This window comes from Pseudomonas sp. IT-347P (assembly GCF_949768005.1).
In the GTDB taxonomy this organism is placed as follows: domain Bacteria; phylum Pseudomonadota; class Gammaproteobacteria; order Pseudomonadales; family Pseudomonadaceae; genus Aquipseudomonas.
Genome location: NZ_CATKPQ010000060.1, coordinates 208,446 through 227,461, shown reverse-complemented (window position 1 = coordinate 227,461; position 19,016 = coordinate 208,446). Strand labels below are relative to the sequence as shown.

21 protein-coding genes and 1 tRNA gene are annotated in these 19,016 nt (G+C 58.8%); 12 read left to right on the top strand and 10 right to left on the bottom strand.

All coding sequences use genetic code 11. The features are described 5' to 3' along the window. Positions 1-138 precede the first annotated feature (138 nt). Positions 139-630 carry a RidA family protein gene (locus tag ACM6IV_RS27975; protein ID WP_123420133.1) on the top strand — a complete coding sequence of 164 codons (492 nt, stop codon included), beginning with the start codon at positions 139-141 and terminating at the stop codon, positions 628-630. Positions 631-919: 289 nt separating this feature from the next. Here the strand turns inward: ACM6IV_RS27975 and ACM6IV_RS27970 are convergent, their stop codons facing one another. The 3 genes from ACM6IV_RS27970 to ACM6IV_RS27960 form a co-directional block, all read right to left on the bottom strand. Next, positions 920-1,621 (bottom strand): hypothetical protein, encoded by a 702-nt coding sequence (locus ACM6IV_RS27970; protein WP_414872553.1) that lies wholly within the window; start codon positions 1,619-1,621, stop codon positions 920-922. A 133-nt stretch (positions 1,622-1,754) separates the two neighbouring features. Then, positions 1,755-2,159, bottom strand: a complete 405-nt coding sequence (locus ACM6IV_RS27965) for a GNAT family N-acetyltransferase (protein ID WP_414872552.1) — start codon at positions 2,157-2,159, stop codon at positions 1,755-1,757. Between the two features lie 53 nt (positions 2,160-2,212). Next, positions 2,213-3,118, bottom strand: a complete 906-nt coding sequence (locus ACM6IV_RS27960) for a LysR family transcriptional regulator (protein ID WP_414872551.1) — start codon at positions 3,116-3,118, stop codon at positions 2,213-2,215. Between the two features lie 102 nt (positions 3,119-3,220). Between ACM6IV_RS27960 and ACM6IV_RS27955 the strand changes: the two genes are divergently transcribed. Continuing rightward, positions 3,221-4,390 (top strand): aspartate aminotransferase family protein, encoded by a 1,170-nt coding sequence (locus tag ACM6IV_RS27955; protein ID WP_414872550.1) that lies wholly within the window; start codon positions 3,221-3,223, stop codon positions 4,388-4,390. A 6-nt stretch (positions 4,391-4,396) separates the two neighbouring features. On the opposite strand, the gene ACM6IV_RS27950 is transcribed toward ACM6IV_RS27955, so the two are convergent. The 4 genes from ACM6IV_RS27950 to ACM6IV_RS27935 all read right to left on the bottom strand — a co-directional run bounded on the left by ACM6IV_RS27950 (position 4,397) and on the right by ACM6IV_RS27935 (position 8,111). Beyond that, positions 4,397-4,600, bottom strand: coding sequence for a prevent-host-death protein (locus ACM6IV_RS27950; RefSeq protein ID WP_414872594.1), 204 nt, complete (start codon positions 4,598-4,600; stop codon positions 4,397-4,399). Positions 4,601-4,805: 205 nt separating this feature from the next. After that, positions 4,806-6,725 (bottom strand): alkaline phosphatase D family protein, encoded by a 1,920-nt coding sequence (locus tag ACM6IV_RS27945; RefSeq protein WP_414872549.1) that lies wholly within the window; start codon positions 6,723-6,725, stop codon positions 4,806-4,808. Between the two features lie 71 nt (positions 6,726-6,796). Continuing rightward, entirely contained in the window at positions 6,797-7,537 is a 741-nt protein-coding gene (locus ACM6IV_RS27940; protein WP_414872548.1) for a hypothetical protein, read from the bottom strand. Positions 7,538-7,652: 115 nt separating this feature from the next. Further along, complete coding sequence (locus ACM6IV_RS27935) at positions 7,653-8,111, bottom strand: hypothetical protein (RefSeq protein ID WP_414872547.1); 459 nt, start codon at positions 8,109-8,111, stop codon at positions 7,653-7,655. A 25-nt stretch (positions 8,112-8,136) separates the two neighbouring features. Here ACM6IV_RS27935 and ACM6IV_RS27930 point away from each other — a divergent pair, with 25 nt between their 5' ends. Both ACM6IV_RS27930 and ACM6IV_RS27925 read left to right on the top strand, forming a co-directional pair. Then, entirely contained in the window at positions 8,137-8,883 is a 747-nt protein-coding gene (locus tag ACM6IV_RS27930) for a hypothetical protein (protein WP_414872546.1), read from the top strand. A gap of 45 nt (positions 8,884-8,928) precedes the next feature. Next, the gene (locus tag ACM6IV_RS27925; RefSeq protein WP_034156100.1) at positions 8,929-9,297 is read left to right on the top strand and encodes a PH domain-containing protein; all 369 of its coding nucleotides are present in this window, start codon (positions 8,929-8,931) and stop codon (positions 9,295-9,297) included. Between the two features lie 12 nt (positions 9,298-9,309). On the opposite strand, the gene ACM6IV_RS27920 is transcribed toward ACM6IV_RS27925, so the two are convergent. Both ACM6IV_RS27920 and ACM6IV_RS27915 read right to left on the bottom strand, forming a co-directional pair. After that, on the bottom strand, positions 9,310-9,639 hold the full coding sequence (locus ACM6IV_RS27920) for a hypothetical protein (RefSeq protein ID WP_220558895.1): 330 nt from the start codon (positions 9,637-9,639) through the stop codon (positions 9,310-9,312). Between the two features lie 92 nt (positions 9,640-9,731). Further along, positions 9,732-9,816: transfer RNA gene (locus ACM6IV_RS27915), tRNA-Leu, on the bottom strand. A 107-nt stretch (positions 9,817-9,923) separates the two neighbouring features. On the opposite strand from ACM6IV_RS27915, the gene queA reads away from it, so the two are divergent. The 6 genes from queA to ACM6IV_RS27885 all read left to right on the top strand — a co-directional run bounded on the left by queA (position 9,924) and on the right by ACM6IV_RS27885 (position 16,027). Beyond that, complete coding sequence (queA, locus tag ACM6IV_RS27910; RefSeq protein ID WP_414872545.1) at positions 9,924-10,988, top strand: tRNA preQ1(34) S-adenosylmethionine ribosyltransferase-isomerase QueA; 1,065 nt, start codon at positions 9,924-9,926, stop codon at positions 10,986-10,988. Positions 10,989-11,002: 14 nt separating this feature from the next. Further along, on the top strand, positions 11,003-12,118 hold the full coding sequence (gene tgt, locus ACM6IV_RS27905; RefSeq protein WP_162130185.1) for a tRNA guanosine(34) transglycosylase Tgt: 1,116 nt from the start codon (positions 11,003-11,005) through the stop codon (positions 12,116-12,118). A gap of 43 nt (positions 12,119-12,161) precedes the next feature. Then, complete coding sequence (yajC, locus tag ACM6IV_RS27900; protein WP_007916913.1) at positions 12,162-12,500, top strand: preprotein translocase subunit YajC; 339 nt, start codon at positions 12,162-12,164, stop codon at positions 12,498-12,500. Positions 12,501-12,564: 64 nt separating this feature from the next. Then, entirely contained in the window at positions 12,565-14,433 is a 1,869-nt protein-coding gene (gene secD / locus ACM6IV_RS27895) for a protein translocase subunit SecD (RefSeq protein ID WP_414872544.1), read from the top strand. A gap of 9 nt (positions 14,434-14,442) precedes the next feature. After that, on the top strand, positions 14,443-15,357 hold the full coding sequence (secF, locus tag ACM6IV_RS27890; protein WP_414872543.1) for a protein translocase subunit SecF: 915 nt from the start codon (positions 14,443-14,445) through the stop codon (positions 15,355-15,357). Between the two features lie 121 nt (positions 15,358-15,478). Further along, positions 15,479-16,027, top strand: a complete 549-nt coding sequence (locus ACM6IV_RS27885; protein WP_007956693.1) for a glycine zipper 2TM domain-containing protein — start codon at positions 15,479-15,481, stop codon at positions 16,025-16,027. A gap of 248 nt (positions 16,028-16,275) precedes the next feature. On the opposite strand, the gene suhB is transcribed toward ACM6IV_RS27885, so the two are convergent. After that, positions 16,276-17,094 carry an inositol-phosphate phosphatase gene (gene suhB, locus ACM6IV_RS27880; protein ID WP_016773320.1) on the bottom strand — a complete coding sequence of 273 codons (819 nt, stop codon included), beginning with the start codon at positions 17,092-17,094 and terminating at the stop codon, positions 16,276-16,278. Between the two features lie 145 nt (positions 17,095-17,239). On the opposite strand from suhB, the gene trmJ reads away from it, so the two are divergent. After that, the gene (trmJ, locus tag ACM6IV_RS27875; protein ID WP_414872542.1) at positions 17,240-18,010 is read left to right on the top strand and encodes a tRNA (cytosine(32)/uridine(32)-2'-O)-methyltransferase TrmJ; all 771 of its coding nucleotides are present in this window, start codon (positions 17,240-17,242) and stop codon (positions 18,008-18,010) included. 3 nt (positions 18,011-18,013) lie between these two features. Next, positions 18,014-18,790, top strand: coding sequence for a serine O-acetyltransferase (gene cysE / locus ACM6IV_RS27870; protein ID WP_025109222.1), 777 nt, complete (start codon positions 18,014-18,016; stop codon positions 18,788-18,790). Positions 18,791-19,016: the final 226 nt, after the last annotated feature.

Genomic DNA, 19,016 nt, shown 5'->3' with positions numbered 1-19,016 from the left:
TGGGTTGGCGGTTGCGGACTCCCGGTAAACCCCCTAGATTTGGATCCAACCATGACAGTGATAGCGCCTTGCCATTTGCTGGTGTTCAGCTGTCTTAACCTGCGTTACTTCATGCACTGATCAAAAAGGCTGGGCGAGATGACTGAGAGGATGACCTGCGACGAGCGTTTTATTGCCCTGGCCCAAGAGCTGAACTACGACATTTATGGTGAGAACACCGCCGGCGGCAATTACGCGCCGCTGATCCGTCATCACGACGAGTTGTATATCAGCGGCATGGTGCCGCGCACTAACGGCAAGATTCAGTACCCCGGTCGCGTAGGGCTGGAGCTGAACCTCAAGGATGCGCAAGCTGCCGCGAGCATCAGTGCGATGCGTTGCCTGGCATTGATCGTCGATGCGGTGGGTTCGCTGGACAAGATCAAGGCGTTGTTGCGGGTCACTGTTTACGTGAAGTCGACGCCGGATTTCGTTGACCTGAGCGAAGTGGCCAACGGTGCGTCGGACGTGTTCAGTCATGTACTCGGTGATGCGGGACGGCACACGCGCACCACGGTTGGTGTGTATCAGTTGCCGAAGAATGCGGCGATTGAGGTCGACATGATTGTGGCGTTGCATCCTTCGGCTTGAGGGTGGTTTAGCGGCTTGCCCTCACCCTAGCCCTCTCCCCGAGGGAGAGGGGACCGACCGAGGTGTCTTGCGCTATACATCGACCTGAGAGATTGAGGCGATTGTGGATTCGGCACCGCACTTTCATTTCGGTGCATCTCTTGAATATCTCCCGATCGGTTCCCTCTCCCTCGGGAGAGGGCTGGGGTGAGGGGCGAGGATTTTCGACTCCTCACGAATCCCAAGCCGGACAACAAAAAGCCCCGCACTGAATCCCAGCGCGGGGCTTTTTCGTACAGCGGCTGCGCTATTACTGCGCGGCGATGCTATAGCCATCAAACGCGGTCTGCTGTTGCAACGCAGTGATGATGTTCTTGCGGTTGACGGCTTGTTCGGTGCCGGCATTGTCGATGAACGTTTCGCTCTCCAGCTCCGCCTCTTCGCCTTCACCGACGAAAGTGAAACCGAGGAACTCCAGCGCTGCACGGTCAACGTTCAGGCGCGAGCGTGGCGTGCGCAGTGGCAAGGTCACGCTGATGCCGTCCTTGCTGATGGTGAAGATTTCGACTTCTTTCTTCTTCGCAGCCTTGCTCTTGCCGCCGCTCGGATTGCTGATCGCCTGATGGGTCTGGTTCAGCACCTTCAGCGCGAGGCCGTAAACGATCTCCTGAAACGCCGGATCGTCCTTGAAACTGGACAAGATGCGGCCGATCGAGAACTTGCTGCTGAGGTCTTCAAGGGCGGCGAGGTCCGCGGCTTCTGCGTCTTTCAGCGCCTTGAGCTGACCCATCAGTTCGTAGGCCTTGTCGTCATCGAAGCTGTCGTGAGCCTGACGGATTGCCGCGCGCAGTTCGCGGATCTGGTCGCTCTCGCGGGTCGACTGGAACGCGTCCAGGACCATCTCGCTGATGATTTTGGCTTGTGGCAGGTGTTGTGAAAGATTGATGGAGTTTTCGTATTCCGCTTTGGACGATTCGGTGACTACGGATTCAGCGGTGTTGAAATCGGACATTGAAATTTCACTACTTTTTAACTTGAGTGGAGATGAGAAAGCCGCGGGCTTTTTCAGGCCGACTAATTTAGGGGAGCGGGGCGGCGTTGTCACGGAGCAACGGTCTGCCGGTCGAGTTTTTTCCCGGCGTGCGCTATTTCCGGCGCGGCCGTTCCATGGCAATCAGCGAAGTCTGAAAACCCAGGCGGGCAAAAAAAGCTTCTGCGCCTTCGCGCCCGGCCCGCAGCACCCACGTGATATCCGGGTTGTCGCCCATGATGTGCTCGACCAGTGCGCGGCCAATCCCCTCACGCCGATGCTGGTCATCGACCACCACCATCGACAGGTAACCATTGGACAAGCCATCGCTGATCCCGCGAGCGAATCCGATGATGCGCTCACCCTGAACGGCGACGGCCGTGCGCTGCGAGTGCTCGATCAATTGAGCGAAGTGTTCAGTTGAACCGGTGCGATGGCCCCAGCCATGCTGCCCGAGAAACTGCCTCACCGATTCTGTTTCGGCGGGTAGCAAATCACGTACGTTGAGTGTGCTGATCATCTGCTGTTCATGTCCTTGTCAGCGATTTTCATGGAAGGGGCGGGCAGGCGACGTCAGGATTTCCCCCATGTCTGCATCGCAAACTCCACGAACCGGCGCAATTTCGGCAAACGATAACGATCCGGCGCGTAGAGCAGATGCATCGGTCTGCTGGGCGGCTGGAAATCGGCAACCACCTTCACCAGTCGGCCTTCGCGCAGGTCTTGCTCTACCAGCGCATCCGGCAGCATCACGATGCCCATGCCGGTGCGGGCAGCCTGATGCAAGCCGGCGGAGCTGTTGATCAGCATAGGCCCGCTGACGTCGACCATTATTTCTCCGTCGGGGCCGCTGAGGCGCCAGCGCTTTTCCACCGACTGCCAGTCGTCACCGGCGGGATAGGCGAACGACAGACAGTCGTGTTGTTGCAGGTCTTCCGGGGTTTTCGGCATGCCACGCCGGGCGACGTAATGCGGCGAGGCGCAGACGGTCAGGGTGTAGTCGATCAAGGGCCGGGCGATCAGGTTGGACTGGTCGAAATTGCCCAAGCGAAATGCCACATCCAGGCCGCTTTCCAGCAGATCGGGACGGCTGTTGGTCAGCACCACATCGAGTTTGACCTGCGGATACAGCAACGAAAACTCACTCAGCGCCGGCGCCAGCCGTTCAACGCCGAACGTCAGCGGCGCGGTGAGGCGCAGCATGCCCCGAGGTTGATCGAGGGTCTGTTCGGCGAGGCGTTCGGAGTCGGCGACCAATCCCAACACTTCCAGACAACGCTGGTAGTAAACGCTGCCGAATTCGGTAAGCCGTTGCCGGCGGGTCGTGCGTTGCAGCAGTTGCACGCCTAGTCGTTGCTCCAACGCGCGCAGATGATTGCCGACCATGGTCGTTGACATGTCGCACTGCAACGCGGCCGCCGTCATGCTCCCGGCCTCGACGACTTTGACGTAGACGCTCATCGACTGGAACAGGTCCATTATCAAGCCCTGCTTTTAAATGAATGAAGTTTTGCCGAGTTTATCCAGTTTCGCTGGCTAACCATACTGCCAGCACACCGACCTGCACTGGAGTTTGAAGTCATGACCGCCGCCCTGATGAACACCTACCAACCACTGGCCTTGAGCTTCACCAAGGGCCTCGGCACTCGCCTGTGGGATCAGGCCGGTCGCGAGTATCTGGACGCAGTTGCCGGTGTGGCGGTGACCAATGTCGGCCACTCACACCCGCGGATCGTTTCGGCGATCAGCGAGCAGGCAGGATTGCTGCTGCACACCTCCAATCTGTACAGCATCGACTGGCAGCAACAACTGGCCAAACGCCTGACTGAACTGTCGGGGATGGAGCGGGCGTTCTTCAATAACTCTGGCGCCGAAGCCAATGAAACGGCGCTGAAACTCGCGCGTTTGTACGGCTGGCGCAAAGGCATCGAACAGCCGCTGGTGGTGGTCATGGCCAACGCGTTCCATGGCCGCACACTCGGCACCTTGTCGGCCAGCGACGGCCCGGCGGTGCGCCTGGGCTTTAACGAATTGCCGGGGGATTTCGTCAAAGTGCCGTTCGGTGATCTCACAGCGCTGGAGCAGTTGCGGCAAAAGCACGGCGAGCGCATCGTGGCGATTCTGGTCGAGCCGATTCAGGGCGAAAGCGGTGTGCAGATCGCGCCGCCCGGTTACCTGAAAGCCCTGGGCGAACTGTGCAATCGGCATGCGTGGTTACTGATGCTCGATGAAATCCAGACCGGAATCGGCCGCACCGGGCGCTGGTTCGCGTTTCAACATGAAGGCATCGTCCCGGATGTCATGACTTTGGCAAAAGGTCTGGGCAATGGCGTGCCGATCGGTGCTTGTCTGGCGCGGGGCAGGGCGGCGGATCTGTTCACCCCGGGCAGCCACGGCAGCACTTTCGGCGGCAATCCGCTGGCGTGCCGGGTCGGTTGCACGGTGCTGGACATCATCAAAGAACAGGGCCTGCTGGAAAACGCCCGGGTTCAGGGTGAACGCCTTTTGACTCGTCTGCGTGCAGAGCTGGCGGACAATCCCAATGTGCTGGCGATTCGTGGGCAGGGCTTGATGATCGGTATCGAGCTGAAACAACCGGTGCGTGATCTGACCCTGATCGCGGCGCGGGATCATGGGCTGTTGATCAACGTCACGCGTGGCAAGACGATACGGCTGCTGCCACCGTTGACGATTGATGAGCGGGAGGTGGAAATGATTGTCAGAGGTGTGGGATGTGTCGTTCAGTCGTGACGATTTTCACTCTTCGATCAAATGTCTGACTTTGGCTTTTCCTGCGCGCATTTCGCCGATCGATTTGATCAACCGGTCGGCGTTTGCGGGTGAACGCATCAAGTAGGCTGTTTCTTCGAGTGTGCTGTTCTCGCCAGGAGGCATCATTACGACAGGCTCAGATTCTTGCCGGGATTGCGAAGTTAGCTCTCGATCCTCGCTGGATGCCAAGAACGTATGGAGGTGAGTACAGGATGACAAGGCGACACCTACTAGTGGTTGTTTCGCAGAAGGCTTACTGCGAGCACGTTCAGTATCACTTAAGAACCCTGGAGACGTTTCTGAGAAGGCTGTAATCCTTGTCCACTGTCTCGGGCAGTGAGAAACCGCCGCGTTGTCGGGATCTGGTATTTCCAGTGTAGGAAAAAAACTGTGGCTAGTCCGGATAATCCGCCAGATCCGGCGCCAGCATCCGTGTCTTCGCTTTGCCATTCGAATTGTGCTGAATGATCTCGCGCGGCTGCCCCTGCTCATTGAAAAACACCTGACCGATCCCCGCTGAGTTCCATAGGCGTTCGCCAGCCTCGGCATGTTCCGGCGTATACGGCACGATGCGCATGCGGCGGCGTTTGGTAAACCAGTTCAGCGGTGACCGTGGCGAATAGAGCCAGCGGTTGAGGCGGTCGAACCACTCCAGCAGGGTTTTCGGAAACTCGTTTTTGATGCCGCTGCTGGTGATCTGCCAGATCCGCGGTCCGGCCTTGCGGTGGCGGATAAGCACTTCGTAGACGAAGGAATAATGCACATCGCCGGACAGCACCACGTAGTTACCGGGTGTGCGCGAGTGGCGGAAAATATTCAGGATCACTTGCGCGGCGCCGCGATGGGCCATCCAGTTTTCCGCGTCGACCAGCAGCGGGTAACCGCACCAACTGAAGACCTTCTGCACGGTTTCAATCAGCTTCACGCCGAAGATCGGCGCCGGGGAAACGATGATCGCTGACGGGTGATCGAGCAGTTCCTGTTGCAGTTCGCTCAGCGCCTCCCAATCGAGCAGGCCCGAGGGTTGCTTGAGCGCCATCTCACTGCGCCAGCGTCGGGTGCGCGTGTCGATGACTACCATCGCCGGACTGGTTGGCAGTACGAAATGCCAATGCTGAAAGCGCAGCAGGTCATCGATCAAATCGTCCTGCACCGGGCTGTCGAGGTACTGATCATCACCGCTGGCGCTCAGCCCCAGAGTTTTCTCCAATACCTCTGTGAACGCATCGGGATTGTTGCCCCAGCCCTGACACAACATATAGGCGATCAGCGCATTGCCGATGATGCGCTTGGAGAACGGATGGCCGTAGGCCGTTTCCTCCCATTGCGCGGACAGGTTCCAGTCATCGGTGATGTCGTGATCGTCGAAAATCATCAGGCTCGGCAGATGCGCCAGCGCGCGGGCGACTTTGTCCAATCCAGCCTTGAAGGCGTCAATGCGCGTCTGTTCGAGGGTGTAGCGCTTGAGGCGTTCGGGCGTCAGTTCGGGCGCTTGCGGATCGATCAGCGACCAGGCCGTTGGCGACCACACCAGCAGGTACATCGCCATGACTTCGGCGAACGTCACCAGGTGATTGTCAGCGCTGCTGCTGGTGAAAATAGGCTTACGCGCGCCGCCGAAAAATCGCTCGCGCAATGTCTCGTTGCTCTCCAGCGCCGGTAACAAATCCGCACGGTGGTAGTAACTGGCCGGGTGCTCGTAGAGTTTCGCGCTGTCGCTGACCACCGCGCCTTCGAGGTGTTCGTCGAACAGGCCGAGGCGTTCGATCAAGGCATGAATCGCCCGCAACATCGGGCCGGCCACGTCGTCGGCGTAGACCTGGTCACCGCTCATCATCAACAGCGCGGGGCGTTGCTGTGGATCGGTTTCGTTCGCCAACAGTTGGTCGACGCACAGCAAACCATCCGTCGCCGGGTGATGCGGTTTTCGGCAGGAACCGTGCAGCAGTTGATCGATGCGCGAGCGCAGGACGAAGTTCGGGCTGGTTGCATTGCCGTACAGCAGATGCGCTGCCCAGTCGGCGATGCCGGTTGTGCTATCGATCAGCAGGTCATAGTCGATCCGCGTGTCGCAGGGCAGGGCGCTATCCAGAGCAACATCGATGAGATGAACAAAGGCGTCGCGGCCTACGGGAATGACTGTGCATTTCCCCGCGTCCAGAGGAATGTCTCCTACACCTTGCAGGCGCAAGGTCAGCGCCAGTGGCCGCGTGCCGACCAGCCACATGACCACGCGGGTTGGCTCCAGCCGTCGCAGCAGCGGGCCGGCCAGGACAGGAGGCAGCGGGATCAGGTCAGCGGGTGTCGAAGACATCGAGGGCAAAGCTCAAGGCGCACAGGCCGGCGATGATAGCGCAGGCGGCGCCTTGATCCCTTAAACGAGCCTTAAGAATCGATCTTCTTCAGCTTCAGATCGAGCAGCCGCCACGCGGCCTTGTCCGCATCTTTGCCGTCGACCTGCTGAACTGAACAGTTGGAGCTATAACTGACATTGTCGCCCAACATGTTGCGAGCGGTGACGGTGCTGCTGATGGTATAGGTCTGATCCTTGAACCGTTGGCTGCTCGAACTCTTGGCGCCGGTGATCGCTGTCGACGCTGAAAAACGCATGGCACTTTTAATGATGGGGTCGCAAATCATGAACGCCATCAGGGATTTGTCGGCGTCCGGATGGCTGCCGGCCAATCGGCGCGAAACGGTAAAGTCGTTGCGCACGTTGTCCTTGAAGTTCTTCTCCTGGATTAATGCGGGCAGGCGCTTGCTGTAGTACGGCAGAAGTGCGGACTCGGGCGGCGAAGGCTCGTTCTGTGGTTCGCTGGCGACATAGGTCGTAAGGTCAGCGGACTTCTCAGGAGTGGACGGGATCACGGGTGTGGGCTCCATCGCCATTTTCACTTCAGGCAAGAGTGCCGCCGCGGCGCTTTCCGTTTCGCTGTTTCGCGTTGTCACCGACGTCGCCGGAAACAACGACAGGGTGATCGACAGCACCACCATCGCGACAATAAAACCACCCGCTGCGCCAACGATGTTGCCGTAGAAAATATTCCAGCTGCCACGGTTCTTGACCACCCAGCGCCACATGAACCCCCACACGGCGACAAACGCCAGAAAACGCAGAAACTCCATTTGATCCTTTCCTTAAACCATCAAAACCTGAAATCAACGCACGCCCAAGGTGAACGCTGAGAATGGCCGGCAAGATAACAAAACAGACGTGAAATGGCAGTGACGATAGCGGTGCTCAGTGAAAATTGAGCGCGAAAAACGCCAGCGTCGTCACACCCGCAGCCAACCCACAGATGCCAGCGAAAAGTCGCCGGGCCAGTGGATGTTCTGGCCGAGGACGCCTGACCAGCCACATCCAGACACCCGCCAGCACGCCGAACGTGGTGATCATTTGCAACACGCTGCTGGCGAGGTTCTCAGCTTCAGGAGGCACGTGCGCCGGGAACAGTCCTGCACAGACCACCGAGAAAATCATCGCTACGATAAAGCCGCTGGCAGCACCCGCCAGGTTGGCAAGGATCAGGTTCCAGGCACCACGGGTCTGCACGACCCAAGCCCAAACGGCTGCCCAGACGAAAAAGTACAACACGGCCATCAAGGTGTTCCTCCCTCTGAAAATTGACTCCATCGAGGCGCTGGCGACCTCGTTACTGGCAGTGGACGGCAAGATAGCAAAATAGTAGCGTCGCGCCACTGCCCATCTCCGTAACGGACTACCCATGCCAGTCAGTACCCACTCTTTGCGCCTGCTCTGCGCAATCACACTCGCCGCTGCAATGGCCCCAGCATTCGCCGCCGTGCAAGAGCATCCGGAAAACAGCTGGAAGTATTACGCCGGCAACTGCCAGCGAGTGCAGGAAAAAATGGCCGATGTGCAGAGCGGTCGTACCACCGCCTACGACGTGATGTTTGCATTGGAAAGCAACCTGCGGACCATGAATGAACATCGCTCGAACCTGACGCCCAATCACCTCGGCTCGCGAGAATTCGCCGAATGCGAAAAATTCGCGGGCCAGGCTGAAGCAATGATTGCCCAAGGCAAAGCCGAGTTCGCCGCGAAAATGCAACGCGGCGTGGAGGAAGGCCGCATCGCCCACCAGAACTCCCCCGAATACCAACGCGCCCGCGCCCTCGGCTACAGCGACGTCGGTGACATCTCCTTCCTGAAACTGCACGAAGACACCGACGGCGAAGCCCGCCTGAAAACCATGTTGATCACCGTCGACGAAATCTGCGGCCAATACTTCCGCGCTACGCAATACGTGAAGCCGTATGTGATCTATACGGTTCGGCCTTCTGATGGCGGTTGTGGCGAAGTCAAACGCGTCGCGGTGGTTGGCGGTCGATCCGTGGAGAAGGGCGATTACATTGATGAGAAGGGTGAGTTTCAGTATCTGGGCTGGAAAAAGCTCGTCGGCGCCGATGGGTTTCCGACCGATATCCGCGTGCTGAAAGCCCGTCGTTGAACCAAAGAAATACCGGGATGTTTTCTTGAAGATGAGGATGGACAGATGATCGATTTCAACAACAAAGGTTTCTTCAAACTCAAGCAGAACGATGAGTACGCCGAACGCGTAAGCGCGCTGTTGCTGGACGGTGAGGAGGTAATCGACTCTTACAAGGCCATGCGTGACGGCGTGGTGTTTACCAACAAACGCATCATCGCGGTAAACGTTCAGGGCATTACCGGCAGCAAGAAGGATTTCACCTCCTTGCCGTACAAGAACATCGTCGCGTACTCCGTGGAAACCTCGGGCACGTTCGATCTGGATTCGGAGCTGGAGATTTATTTCTCGTCACTGGGGAAAGTGAAGTTCGAGTTCACCGGGAAGACCTCGATGGTGGAGATTTCCAAGTACATTTCGAAGCATCTGCTGTAACGGCTAAGCCCATTACAAGATGTCTTTTAAGTAACCCTTGAGCGCGAGGAGCGGCTGATCCAGCTGCTCCAGCGAACGCGCCTCGCTGAACTCAGCGGACAACTTGTGCAACTCGCGCCCCAGCGGTTTCTCGACACCGCCCAAGGCATCCATCGCCAGGCTCAGGCATTCGTTCATCTTGAACTGAATGGTCTCGACATCCCCGCGCCGCACCAATAGTTCGAAAATGTCTTTCTGGTAATCACCCATGACCATGTCGTCCCGCAGGATCGGGCTCAGGCCTTCTTCCTCGTAAGCGAGTTTGAGGGAGAAAAGGGCGACTGTTTCCAGTGACGTTTCCATGAAGTGACCTTTGTGGGATCTCGCCGGGCGGCCAGCGGCACTTTCCGGCAGACGAAAAAAAAGGCCTTGCTAAGCAAGACCTTTCTTAATTTTGGTGCCCCGAGGGAGACTCGAACTCCCACTCCTTTCGAAAACGGATTTTGAATCCGCCGCGTCTACCAATTCCGCCATCAGGGCTCAATGGCGGCGAAGTATAGAGATGAGATTACCGTCGGTCAATCAGGTACATAGAGAATTTTCGATATTTCCGCTAGACTTTCCGGCCCTGCTAGACGAACCCCATCATGCGCGTTGCTGACTTTACTTTCGAGCTCCCTGATTCGCTGATCGCCCGCCACCCTTTGGCCGAGCGTCGCGGTAGTCGCCTGCTGACCCTTGACGGGCCGAGCGGCGCCCTCGCACACCGTCAATTCACTGATTTGCTTGAGCATTTGCGCCCGGGCGATTTGATGGTGTTCAACAATACCCGGGTGATTCCGGCGCGGCTGTTCGGGCAGAAAGCCTCGGGCGGCAAGCTGGAAATCCTCGTTGAACGGGTGCTCGATACGCACCGCGTGCTGGCCCATGTGCGTTCCAGCAAGTCGCCGAAGCCGGGTTCGAAGATTCTTATCGATGGTGGTGGCGAAGCCGAAATGCTTGCGCGTCACGATGCGTTGTTCGAGCTGGGCTTCGCTGAAGAAGTGTTGCCGCTGCTCGATCGCGTCGGGCACATGCCGTTGCCTCCTTATATAGACCGCCCGGACGAAGGGTCGGATCGCGAGCGTTATCAGACCGTGTACGCCGAGCGTCTGGGTGCAGTGGCGGCGCCGACCGCCGGGCTGCATTTCGATCAGTCGCTGATGGAAGCGATTGCGGCGAAGGGCGTCGAGACCGCGTTTGTCACGTTGCACGTGGGCGCGGGGACGTTCCAGCCGGTGCGCGTCGAGAAGCTTGAAGATCACCACATGCACACCGAGTGGCTGGAAGTCGGCCAGGACGTGGTCGATGCAGTCGCGGCGTGCCGTGCACGCGGTGGTCGGGTGATTGCCGTGGGCACCACTAGCGTGCGTTCGCTGGAGAGTGCCGCGCGCGACGGCGTGCTCAAGCCGTTCAGTGGTGACACCGATATCTTTATCTACCCGGGCCGGCCGTTCCATGTGGTCGACGCCCTGGTGACCAATTTCCATTTGCCGGAATCCACGTTGCTGATGTTGGTTTCCGCGTTTGCCGGTTATCCGGAAACAATGGCCGCCTACAAGGCTGCCGTCGACAACGGTTACCGCTTTTTCAGCTACGGTGATGCGATGTTCATCACCCGTAATCCCGCACCGACTGCCCCTGAACAATCAGGCCCAGAGGAAACAGAATGAGTCGCGAATGTCGCATGTCCTTTGAGCTCCTTGCCACCGATGGCAAGGCCCGTCGTGGTCGTCTGACCTTCCCGCGTGGCACCGTCGAGACCCCGGCGTTCATGCCGGTGGGCACTTACGGCACGGTCAAGGGCATGTTGCCGCGTGACATCGTTGCCACCGGCGCAGAAATCATTCTCGGCAACACCTTCCATCTGTGGCTGCGTCCTGGCACTCAAGTGATCAAGGAGCACGGCGACCTGCACGATTTCATGCAGTGGAAAGGCCCGATCCTCACCGACTCCGGTGGTTTCCAGGTGTTCAGCCTCGGCGCGATGCGCAAGATCAAGGAGGAGGGCGTGACCTTCGCCTCTCCGGTCGACGGCGCCAAAGTGTTCATGGGCCCGGAAGAGTCGATGCAGGTGCAGCGCGATCTCGGTTCCGACATCGTGATGATTTTCGACGAATGCACGCCGTACCCGGCTGACGAAGACGTCGCCCGCGTATCGATGGAACTGTCGCTGCGCTGGGCTCAGCGCTCGAAAAATGCTCACGGTGACAACACTGCAGCGTTGTTCGGCATCGTTCAGGGCGGCATGCACCAGGATCTGCGCATGCGCTCGCTCGAAGGCCTCGACAAGATCGGCTTCGATGGCCTGGCCATTGGCGGTCTGTCGGTGGGCGAGCCGAAGCACGAGATGATCAAAGTGCTGGATTATCTGCCGGGCATGATGCCGGCTGACAAACCTCGTTACCTTATGGGCGTTGGCAAACCCGAAGATCTGGTTGAGGGTGTGCGCCGCGGTGTGGACATGTTCGATTGCGTGATGCCAACCCGTAATGCCCGCAATGGGCATCTGTTCATTGATACTGGCGTGCTGAAGATCCGTAACGCGTTCCATCGCCATGATGAATCGCCGCTGGATCCGACCTGCGATTGCTATACCTGCCAGAACTTCTCCCGCGCTTATCTGCATCACCTGGACAAGTGCGGCGAAATGCTGGGAAGCATGCTCAATACCATCCATAACTTGCGCCATTATCAGGTGCTGATGGCTGGTTTGCGCGAGGCTATTCAACAGGGTACATTGGCCGCCTTTGTCGATGCCTTCTACGCCAAACGCGGGCTCCCCGTTCCGCCTTTGGACTGAGTTTTCTGACCCCAAGATTCAACATTTGCAACTGGAGTGCTAAATGAGCTTTTTTATCTCTAACGCCATGGCTGACGCAGCTGCACCGGCTGCTGCCGGCCCAATGGGCGGCGGCTTCGAGTGGATTTTCCTGGTCGGCTTCCTGGTCATCTTCTACCTGATGATCTGGCGTCCACAGGCCAAGCGCGCCAAAGAGCAGAAGAACCTGCTGAGCAGCCTGCAGAAGGGCGACGAAGTGGTCACCACCGGCGGCATTGCCGGCAAGATCACCAAAGTGGCCGATGACTTCGTGGTTCTGGAAGTTTCCGACACCGTGGAAATGAAGTTCCAGAAGGGCGCCATCGCCGCCACGCTGCCAAAAGGCACGCTGAAAGCGATCTAAGGTTCCAACTTCTACTCAATCGACGGGGCGCGCAAGGCGCCCCGCGTTCATAACGGGCGGCGTGATGCTGAACAAATATCCTCTGTGGAAATACATTCTGATCCTGGCGGTGCTGGCGATCGGTCTGATTTATTCCGCTCCGAATCTATACCCCGATGACCCGGCCATTCAGATCAGCGGCGCCAGCACGGCCCTGCAGGTCAATCAGGCCGATCTGGATCGCGTAAGCACCGCGCTCAAAGAGTCCGGGATCAACGTCAAGGCAGCCACGCTGGCCGCCAACGGCAAGGGCGGTCTGATCCGTCTGGGCAAGGCTGAAGACCAGCTGCCGGCCAAAGACGTTGTGCGCAAGGCATTGGGTGATGACTACGTCGTCGCGCTGAACCTGGCACAGACCACCCCGCAATGGCTGCGCAATCTGGGCGCGCACCCGATGAAGCTGGGTCTGGACTTGTCCGGTGGTGTGCACTTCCTGCTGGAAGTGGACATGGACAAAGCCCTCGATGCACGCCTGAAAGTCTACGAAGGCGACGTCAAGAGCCTGCTGCGCAAAGAGAAACTGCGCTATCGCAGCCTGCCGCAACTGGGCGGTGCCATTCAGTTGGGCTTCAGCGATGAAGACTCCCGCGAACAGGCCCGTGCACTGATCCGCAAGAACTTCAACGATTTCGACATTGTTCCGGCCGACCTCAACGGTCAACCGGTGCTGCGTCTGGCGATGACCCCGGCCAAGCTGGCGGAAATCCGTGAATACTCCATCAAGCAGAACCTGACCACGGTACGTAACCGCGTCAACGAGCTGGGTGTTGCCGAACCGATCGTTCAGCGTCAGGGCGCCAACCGCATCGTGGTTGAGCTGCCGGGCGTGCAGGACACTGCCGAAGCCAAGCGTATTCTCGGCAAGACGGCCAACCTTGAGTTCCGTCTGGCTGCAGAGCCAGGTGCTTCGAAAGCCACTTCGGAAACCTTCGAGTTCCGTGAAGGCAATCGTCCGCCAGCGCAGATCGAGCGTGGTCTGATCATCACCGGTGACCAGGTGACCGACGCCAAGGCCGGTTTCGGCGAGCACGGCACCCCGGAAGTGAACATCCGTCTGGATGGTCACGGTGGCGAGCTGATGAGCCGCGCCACCCGTTCGAACGTCGGTCGCAGCATGGCGGTGATCTTTATCGAACAGCGTCCGATCACCACTTACACCAAGCAAGTGGTCGATGGCGTCGAGAAAGACGTCGCCGTTCAAACGTTCAAGGAAGAGAAGAAGATCATCAGCCTGGCGACCATTCAGTCGCCGCTGGGTGCTCAGTTCCGCATCACTGGCCTGAACGGTCAGGGTGAGTCGTCCGAGCTGGCGCTGCTGCTGCGTGCCGGTGGTCTGGCCGCACCGATGTACTTCGCTGAAGAGCGCACCATCGGCCCGAGCCTGGGTGCTGACAACATCACCAAAGGTATCGATGCGTCGCTGTGGGGCATGCTGTTCGTGTCGCTGTTCATCATTGCCATCTACCGCTTCTTCGGCATCATTGCCACCGTCGCACTGGCGGTGAACATGGTGTTGCTGCTGGCCTTGATGTCGCTGCTGGGTGCAACGCTGACCCTGCCGGGTATCGCCGGTATCGTGCTGACCATGGGTATGGCGGTCGACGCCAACGTGCTGATCTTCTCGCGGATCCGTGAAGAGATCGCCGCTGGCATGACCGTGCAGCGCGCAATCAACGAAGGCTTCGGCCGGGCATTCACCGCGATTCTCGACGCCAACCTGACCACGTTGCTGGTCGGCGGGATTCTCTTTGCCATGGGCACCGGCCCGGTCAAAGGTTTCGCAGTGACCATGTCCCTCGGGATCTTTACCTCGATGTTCACGGCCATCATGGTGACCCGCGCAATGGTCAACCTGATCTTCGGCGGACGTGACTTCAAGAAGTTGTGGATTTAAGGGGCTGCCATGTTACGTACAATCAACTTCATGGGCGTTCGCAACTTCGCGTTCGGCGTCACAGTGTTTCTCACGTTACTGGCTATGTTCAGTGTCGTGACCAAGGGTATGAACTGGGGTCTGGACTTCACCGGCGGTACGCTCATCGAGCTGACCTACGAGCGTCCGGCCGATGTCACCAAGGTGCGTGAGCAACTGGCGACGTCGGGTTACCACGAAGCCATCGTGCAGAGCTTCGGTGCGACTACCGATCTGCTGGTGCGGATGCCGGGTGAAGACCCGCAACTGGGCCATCAGGTGGCGGAAGCGCTGCTGAAGGTCGGTGGCGACAACCCGGCGACAGTCAAGCGTGTCGAGTTCGTCGGCCCGCAGGTCGGTGAAGAGCTACGCGACCAGGGCGGCCTCGGCATGCTGCTGGCGCTCGGCGGCATCCTGATCTACTTGGCTTTCCGCTTTCAGTGGAAATTCGCGGTCGGCGCCATTGTTTCGCTGATTCACGACGTGATCGTGACCATCGGCATCCTGTCGTACTTCCAGATCACTTTCGATCTGACCGTACTGGCGGCGGTGCTGGCGATCATCGGTTACTCGCTGAACGACACCATCGTGGTATTCGACCGGGTTCGTGAGAACTTCCGCGTGCTGCGCAAGGCTTCGCTGATCGAGAACATCAACATCTCGACCACCCAGACCCTGCTGCGGACCATGGCGACGTCGATCTCCACTCTGCTGGCGATCGCGGCGCTGCTGTTCTTCGGCGGCGACAACCTGTTCGGCTTCTCCATCGCGCTGTTCATTGGTGTGCTGGCGGGTACCTACTCGTCGATCTACATCGCTAACGTGGTGCTGATCTGGCTGAACCTGACCACCGAGGATCTGATTCCTCCGGCCAACACCGAGAAGGAAGTCGACGACCGTCCATAACGGCCATCGTTTTCCCGGCTGTCAGCCCAAGAAAGGCGCGAGTTGAACTCGCGCCTTTTTTTATGCTCCAAGGCTGGGAGAAGCGCGGGCGCGTCCCGCATGTGATGGTCAGGAGGTTCATGTGAACAAGTCGTTGCTGGTTGGTGCGGTATTGGGTGCTGTCGGTGTAACAGCCGGGGGTGCTGTTGCCACCTACAGCCTGGTTAAAAGCGGCCCTGAGTATGCGCAAGTGTTGGCCGTAGAACCGGTTAAAACACAGATCAAGACTCCACGTGAAGTGTGCAAGGACGTGACAGTGACTCGTCAGGCACCGGTAAAGGATCAACACCAGATTGCCGGTACCGTCGTCGGTGCGCTGGCGGGTGGTTTGCTGGGTAATCAGATTGGCGGCGGCACCGGCAAGAAAATTGCCACGGTGGCCGGTGCGGTCGGTGGCGGTTATGCGGGTAACAAGGTGCAGGAGGGCATGCAAGAGCGTGACACCTACACCACCACGCAAACCCGCTGCAACACGGTCAATGACATCAGCGACAAGGTCGTCGGTTACGACGTGCGTTACTCGCTCGATGGCAAGGAAGGCAAAGTGCGGATGGATCGCGATCCGGGTAACCAGATTCCGGTCGACAAGGAAGGCAAGTTGATTCTGTCGCAGAATGAGCCGGGTCAGTAAGGCTTAACGGTTTTGAAAAGAAGCACCCTGCGGGGTGCTTTTTTTTTGCCTGGAATTCAATCATCAGATCGCTGCAATCCTTACTGTGGGAGCGGGCTTGCTCGCGAAGGCGGTGGGTCAGTCAGCATCTGCTCAAAATGATAAAGCGCATTCGCGAGCAAGCCCGCTCCCACAATGGATTTGAGGAGGATGAATATCAGACATAAAAAAAGCACCCCGAAGGGTGCTTTTTGCGTTTCGCGTAAAGCTTAGCGCTTCAGCGAAGCCGGCAGGTGCGGCTGGATCGCCGTCAGCACTGCCTTGAAGCATTTGGTGTTGCCGGCAACGATGTGGCCTTTTTCAAGGAAGTCGTGACCGCCGGTGAAGTCGCTCACCAGGCCGCCGGCTTCTTGAATCAGCAGGGCGCCTGCAGCCATGTCCCACTCGGACAGGCCCGACTCCCAGAACGCATCGAAACGACCGGCAGCCACGTAGGCCAGGTCGAGGCTCGCCGAACCGGCGCGGCGGATACCGGCAGTCTGGCCAACCAGGGCGCGGAACATGCCCAGGTAGTTGTCGAGGTTGTCCATCTGGTCGTCACGGAACGGGAAACCGGTACCCAGCAGGGCGCCGTCGAGGCTGGTACGACCGCTGACGCGCAGACGACGACCGTTCAGTTGAGCGCCGCGACCACGGCTGGCGGTGAATTCTTCCTGGCGAACCGGGTCCAGAACCACTGCGTGTTCCAGGCGACCGCGATATTTGCAGGCGATGCTCACTGCAAAGTGCGGGATGCCACGGAGGAAGTTGGTGGTGCCGTCCAGTGGATCGATGATCCACAGGTACTCTTCGCCTTCGATGCCGGTGCCGGCGTGCAGGCCTGTCTCTTCACCCTGGATCGAGTGATTCGGGTAAGCCTTGCGCAGGGCATCGATGATTTTCTGTTCAGCGGCGCGATCGACCTCGGATACATAATCCTTGGCGTCTTTTTCGTCGACCTTGATGGTATCCAGGCGCTCGATGGAGCGGAAGATCAGTTCACTGGCGCTGCGGGCGGCGCGCAGCGCGATATTCAGCATGGGCTGCATGGATGTGTCACCTAAGGTTGTTAAAGAAAGCGGCGCATTCTATCAGAACTTTTCTTCAGGTGAAGGACGCTGTTCGCTTTCATAGCTTAACGGTAGGCTGTTCTGTAAGATTTGCACCCCTTTCCTGTGTCCGAGAGCGCCTCCCTTGCTGCAGAACATTCGTGTCGTCCTGGTCAATACCAGCCACCCCGGCAACATCGGCGGGGCCGCGCGCGCCATGAAAAACATGGGTCTGTCGCGCTTGGTGCTGGTCGAGCCGCGGGTTTTCCCGCACCACGAAGCCGACGCCCGCGCTTCCGGTGCCGGTGACATCCTTGAAAACGCGCAGGTCGTCGCCACTTTGGAAGACGCCTTGGTCGGCTGCAACCTGGTGCTGGGCACCAGCGCCCGTGACCGGCGTATTCCCTGGCCGCTGCTGGATCCGCGCGAATGCGGCACCAGAGTGGTTGAGGAAGCCGGGCAGGGCGCCGAGATCGCCCTGGTGTTCGGTCGGGAAGATTTCGGCCTGACCAATGACGAGCTGCAGCGATGTCACTTTCACGTGCACATCCCCTCCGACCCTGAGTTCAGTTCGCTGAACCTTGGTGCGGCGGTGCAGGTGTTGAGCTATGAAGTGCGCATGGCCTGGCTGGCCGCTCAAGGTCAGCCGAGCAAGATCGAGAAAGAAGAAGTGGCTTCGGTGAAAAGCGCCGAGCTGGCGACCATGGATGAACTGGAGCGCTTTTATGAGCATCTGGAGCAGACGCTGGTCGCCATCGAATTCCTCGATCCGGAAAAACCACGGCACTTGATGGCGCGCCTGCGCCGGTTGTACGGACGCAGCTCGGTCAGCCGGGCGGAAATGAATATTTTGCGTGGCATCCTCACGGAAACCCAAAAAGCGGCCCGTGGTGAGCTTCTGAAACGGAAGGACTGAATGATGTTTGAGCGTTTGCGTGAAGATATCCAGAGCGTATTCCATCGAGACCCGGCGGCGCGTAACGCTTTTGAAGTCCTGACCTGCTACCCCGGCATGCATGCGATCTGGATTCATCGATTGGCCGGCATGCTGTGGCGCAACGAACTGAAATGGCTGGCGCGGCTGGTGTCGAACTTCGGTCGCTGGTTGACCGGGATCGAGATTCATCCGGGGGCCAAAGTCGGTCGACGCTTCTTTATCGACCACGGCATGGGCATCGTTATTGGTGAAACCGCCGAGATTGGCGATGACGTGACCATTTATCAGGGCGTGACCCTCGGTGGCACCAGCTGGAACAAGGGCAAGCGCCACCCGACGCTGGGTGATGGTGTGGTTGTGGGGGCGGGTGCCAAAGTGCTGGGCCCGTTCACGGTCGGCGCCGGTGCCAAGGTTGGCTCCAACGCTGTGGTGACCAAAGAAGTGCCGCCGGGCGCCACTGTTGTCGGTATTCCCGGGCGAATCATCGTCAAGTCCGATGAAGAGCAGGACGCCAAACGCAAGGCCATGGCCGAGAAGATCGGTTTTGATGCCTACGGCGTCAGCGAAGACATGCCGGACCCGGTGGCGCGTGCCATTGGTCAGTTGCTCGATCACCTGCAAGCGGTGGACGGACGTCTGGAGGGTATGTGCGGCGCGCTGAAGGATCTGGGCAGCAATTACTGTGCGAAAGATCTGCCTGAGTTGCGCGAAGAAGACTTCGCCTGCGTGAAGGGCAAGGATCAGAGCCAGGCCAGCTAAACCGCGGCGCTGCCTTCGCGAGCGGGCTCGCCCCACATTGGAATGCAATCCTCTTTGGGAGCGAGCCTGCTCGTGAAGAACGTTAGCGCGGTACTGCTGGCTGCATGCCGCCAGCCTTTGCTATGATGCGCGCGCTCTTTTGCGGGTAAACCTGACTAAAGTACTAGGTCTTAAAGTTGACTTAAATACTCGGGAATTGCATACTCGCCCCATTCTGAACTCCGTG

Coding starts and splice junctions, on each gene's coding strand:
- ACM6IV_RS27970 (WP_414872553.1), bottom strand. CDS start 1,621: ATGTCCGATTTCAACACCGCTGAATCCGTAGTCACCGAATCGTCCAAA.
- secF (WP_414872543.1), top strand. CDS start 14,443: ATGTTACGTACAATCAACTTCATGGGCGTTCGCAACTTCGCGTTCGGC.
- cysE (WP_025109222.1), top strand. CDS start 18,014: ATGTTTGAGCGTTTGCGTGAAGATATCCAGAGCGTATTCCATCGAGAC.
- ACM6IV_RS27965 (WP_414872552.1), bottom strand. CDS start 2,159: ATGATCAGCACACTCAACGTACGTGATTTGCTACCCGCCGAAACAGAA.
- suhB (WP_016773320.1), bottom strand. CDS start 17,094: ATGCAGCCCATGCTGAATATCGCGCTGCGCGCCGCCCGCAGCGCCAGT.
- yajC (WP_007916913.1), top strand. CDS start 12,162: ATGAGCTTTTTTATCTCTAACGCCATGGCTGACGCAGCTGCACCGGCT.
- tgt (WP_162130185.1), top strand. CDS start 11,003: ATGTCCTTTGAGCTCCTTGCCACCGATGGCAAGGCCCGTCGTGGTCGT.
- ACM6IV_RS27945 (WP_414872549.1), bottom strand. CDS start 6,725: ATGTCTTCGACACCCGCTGACCTGATCCCGCTGCCTCCTGTCCTGGCC.
- ACM6IV_RS27930 (WP_414872546.1), top strand. CDS start 8,137: ATGCCAGTCAGTACCCACTCTTTGCGCCTGCTCTGCGCAATCACACTC.
- ACM6IV_RS27940 (WP_414872548.1), bottom strand. CDS start 7,537: ATGGAGTTTCTGCGTTTTCTGGCGTTTGTCGCCGTGTGGGGGTTCATG.
- secD (WP_414872544.1), top strand. CDS start 12,565: ATGCTGAACAAATATCCTCTGTGGAAATACATTCTGATCCTGGCGGTG.
- ACM6IV_RS27920 (WP_220558895.1), bottom strand. CDS start 9,639: ATGGAAACGTCACTGGAAACAGTCGCCCTTTTCTCCCTCAAACTCGCT.
- ACM6IV_RS27975 (WP_123420133.1), top strand. CDS start 139: ATGACTGAGAGGATGACCTGCGACGAGCGTTTTATTGCCCTGGCCCAA.
- ACM6IV_RS27960 (WP_414872551.1), bottom strand. CDS start 3,118: ATGGACCTGTTCCAGTCGATGAGCGTCTACGTCAAAGTCGTCGAGGCC.
- ACM6IV_RS27925 (WP_034156100.1), top strand. CDS start 8,929: ATGATCGATTTCAACAACAAAGGTTTCTTCAAACTCAAGCAGAACGAT.
- ACM6IV_RS27955 (WP_414872550.1), top strand. CDS start 3,221: ATGACCGCCGCCCTGATGAACACCTACCAACCACTGGCCTTGAGCTTC.
- queA (WP_414872545.1), top strand. CDS start 9,924: ATGCGCGTTGCTGACTTTACTTTCGAGCTCCCTGATTCGCTGATCGCC.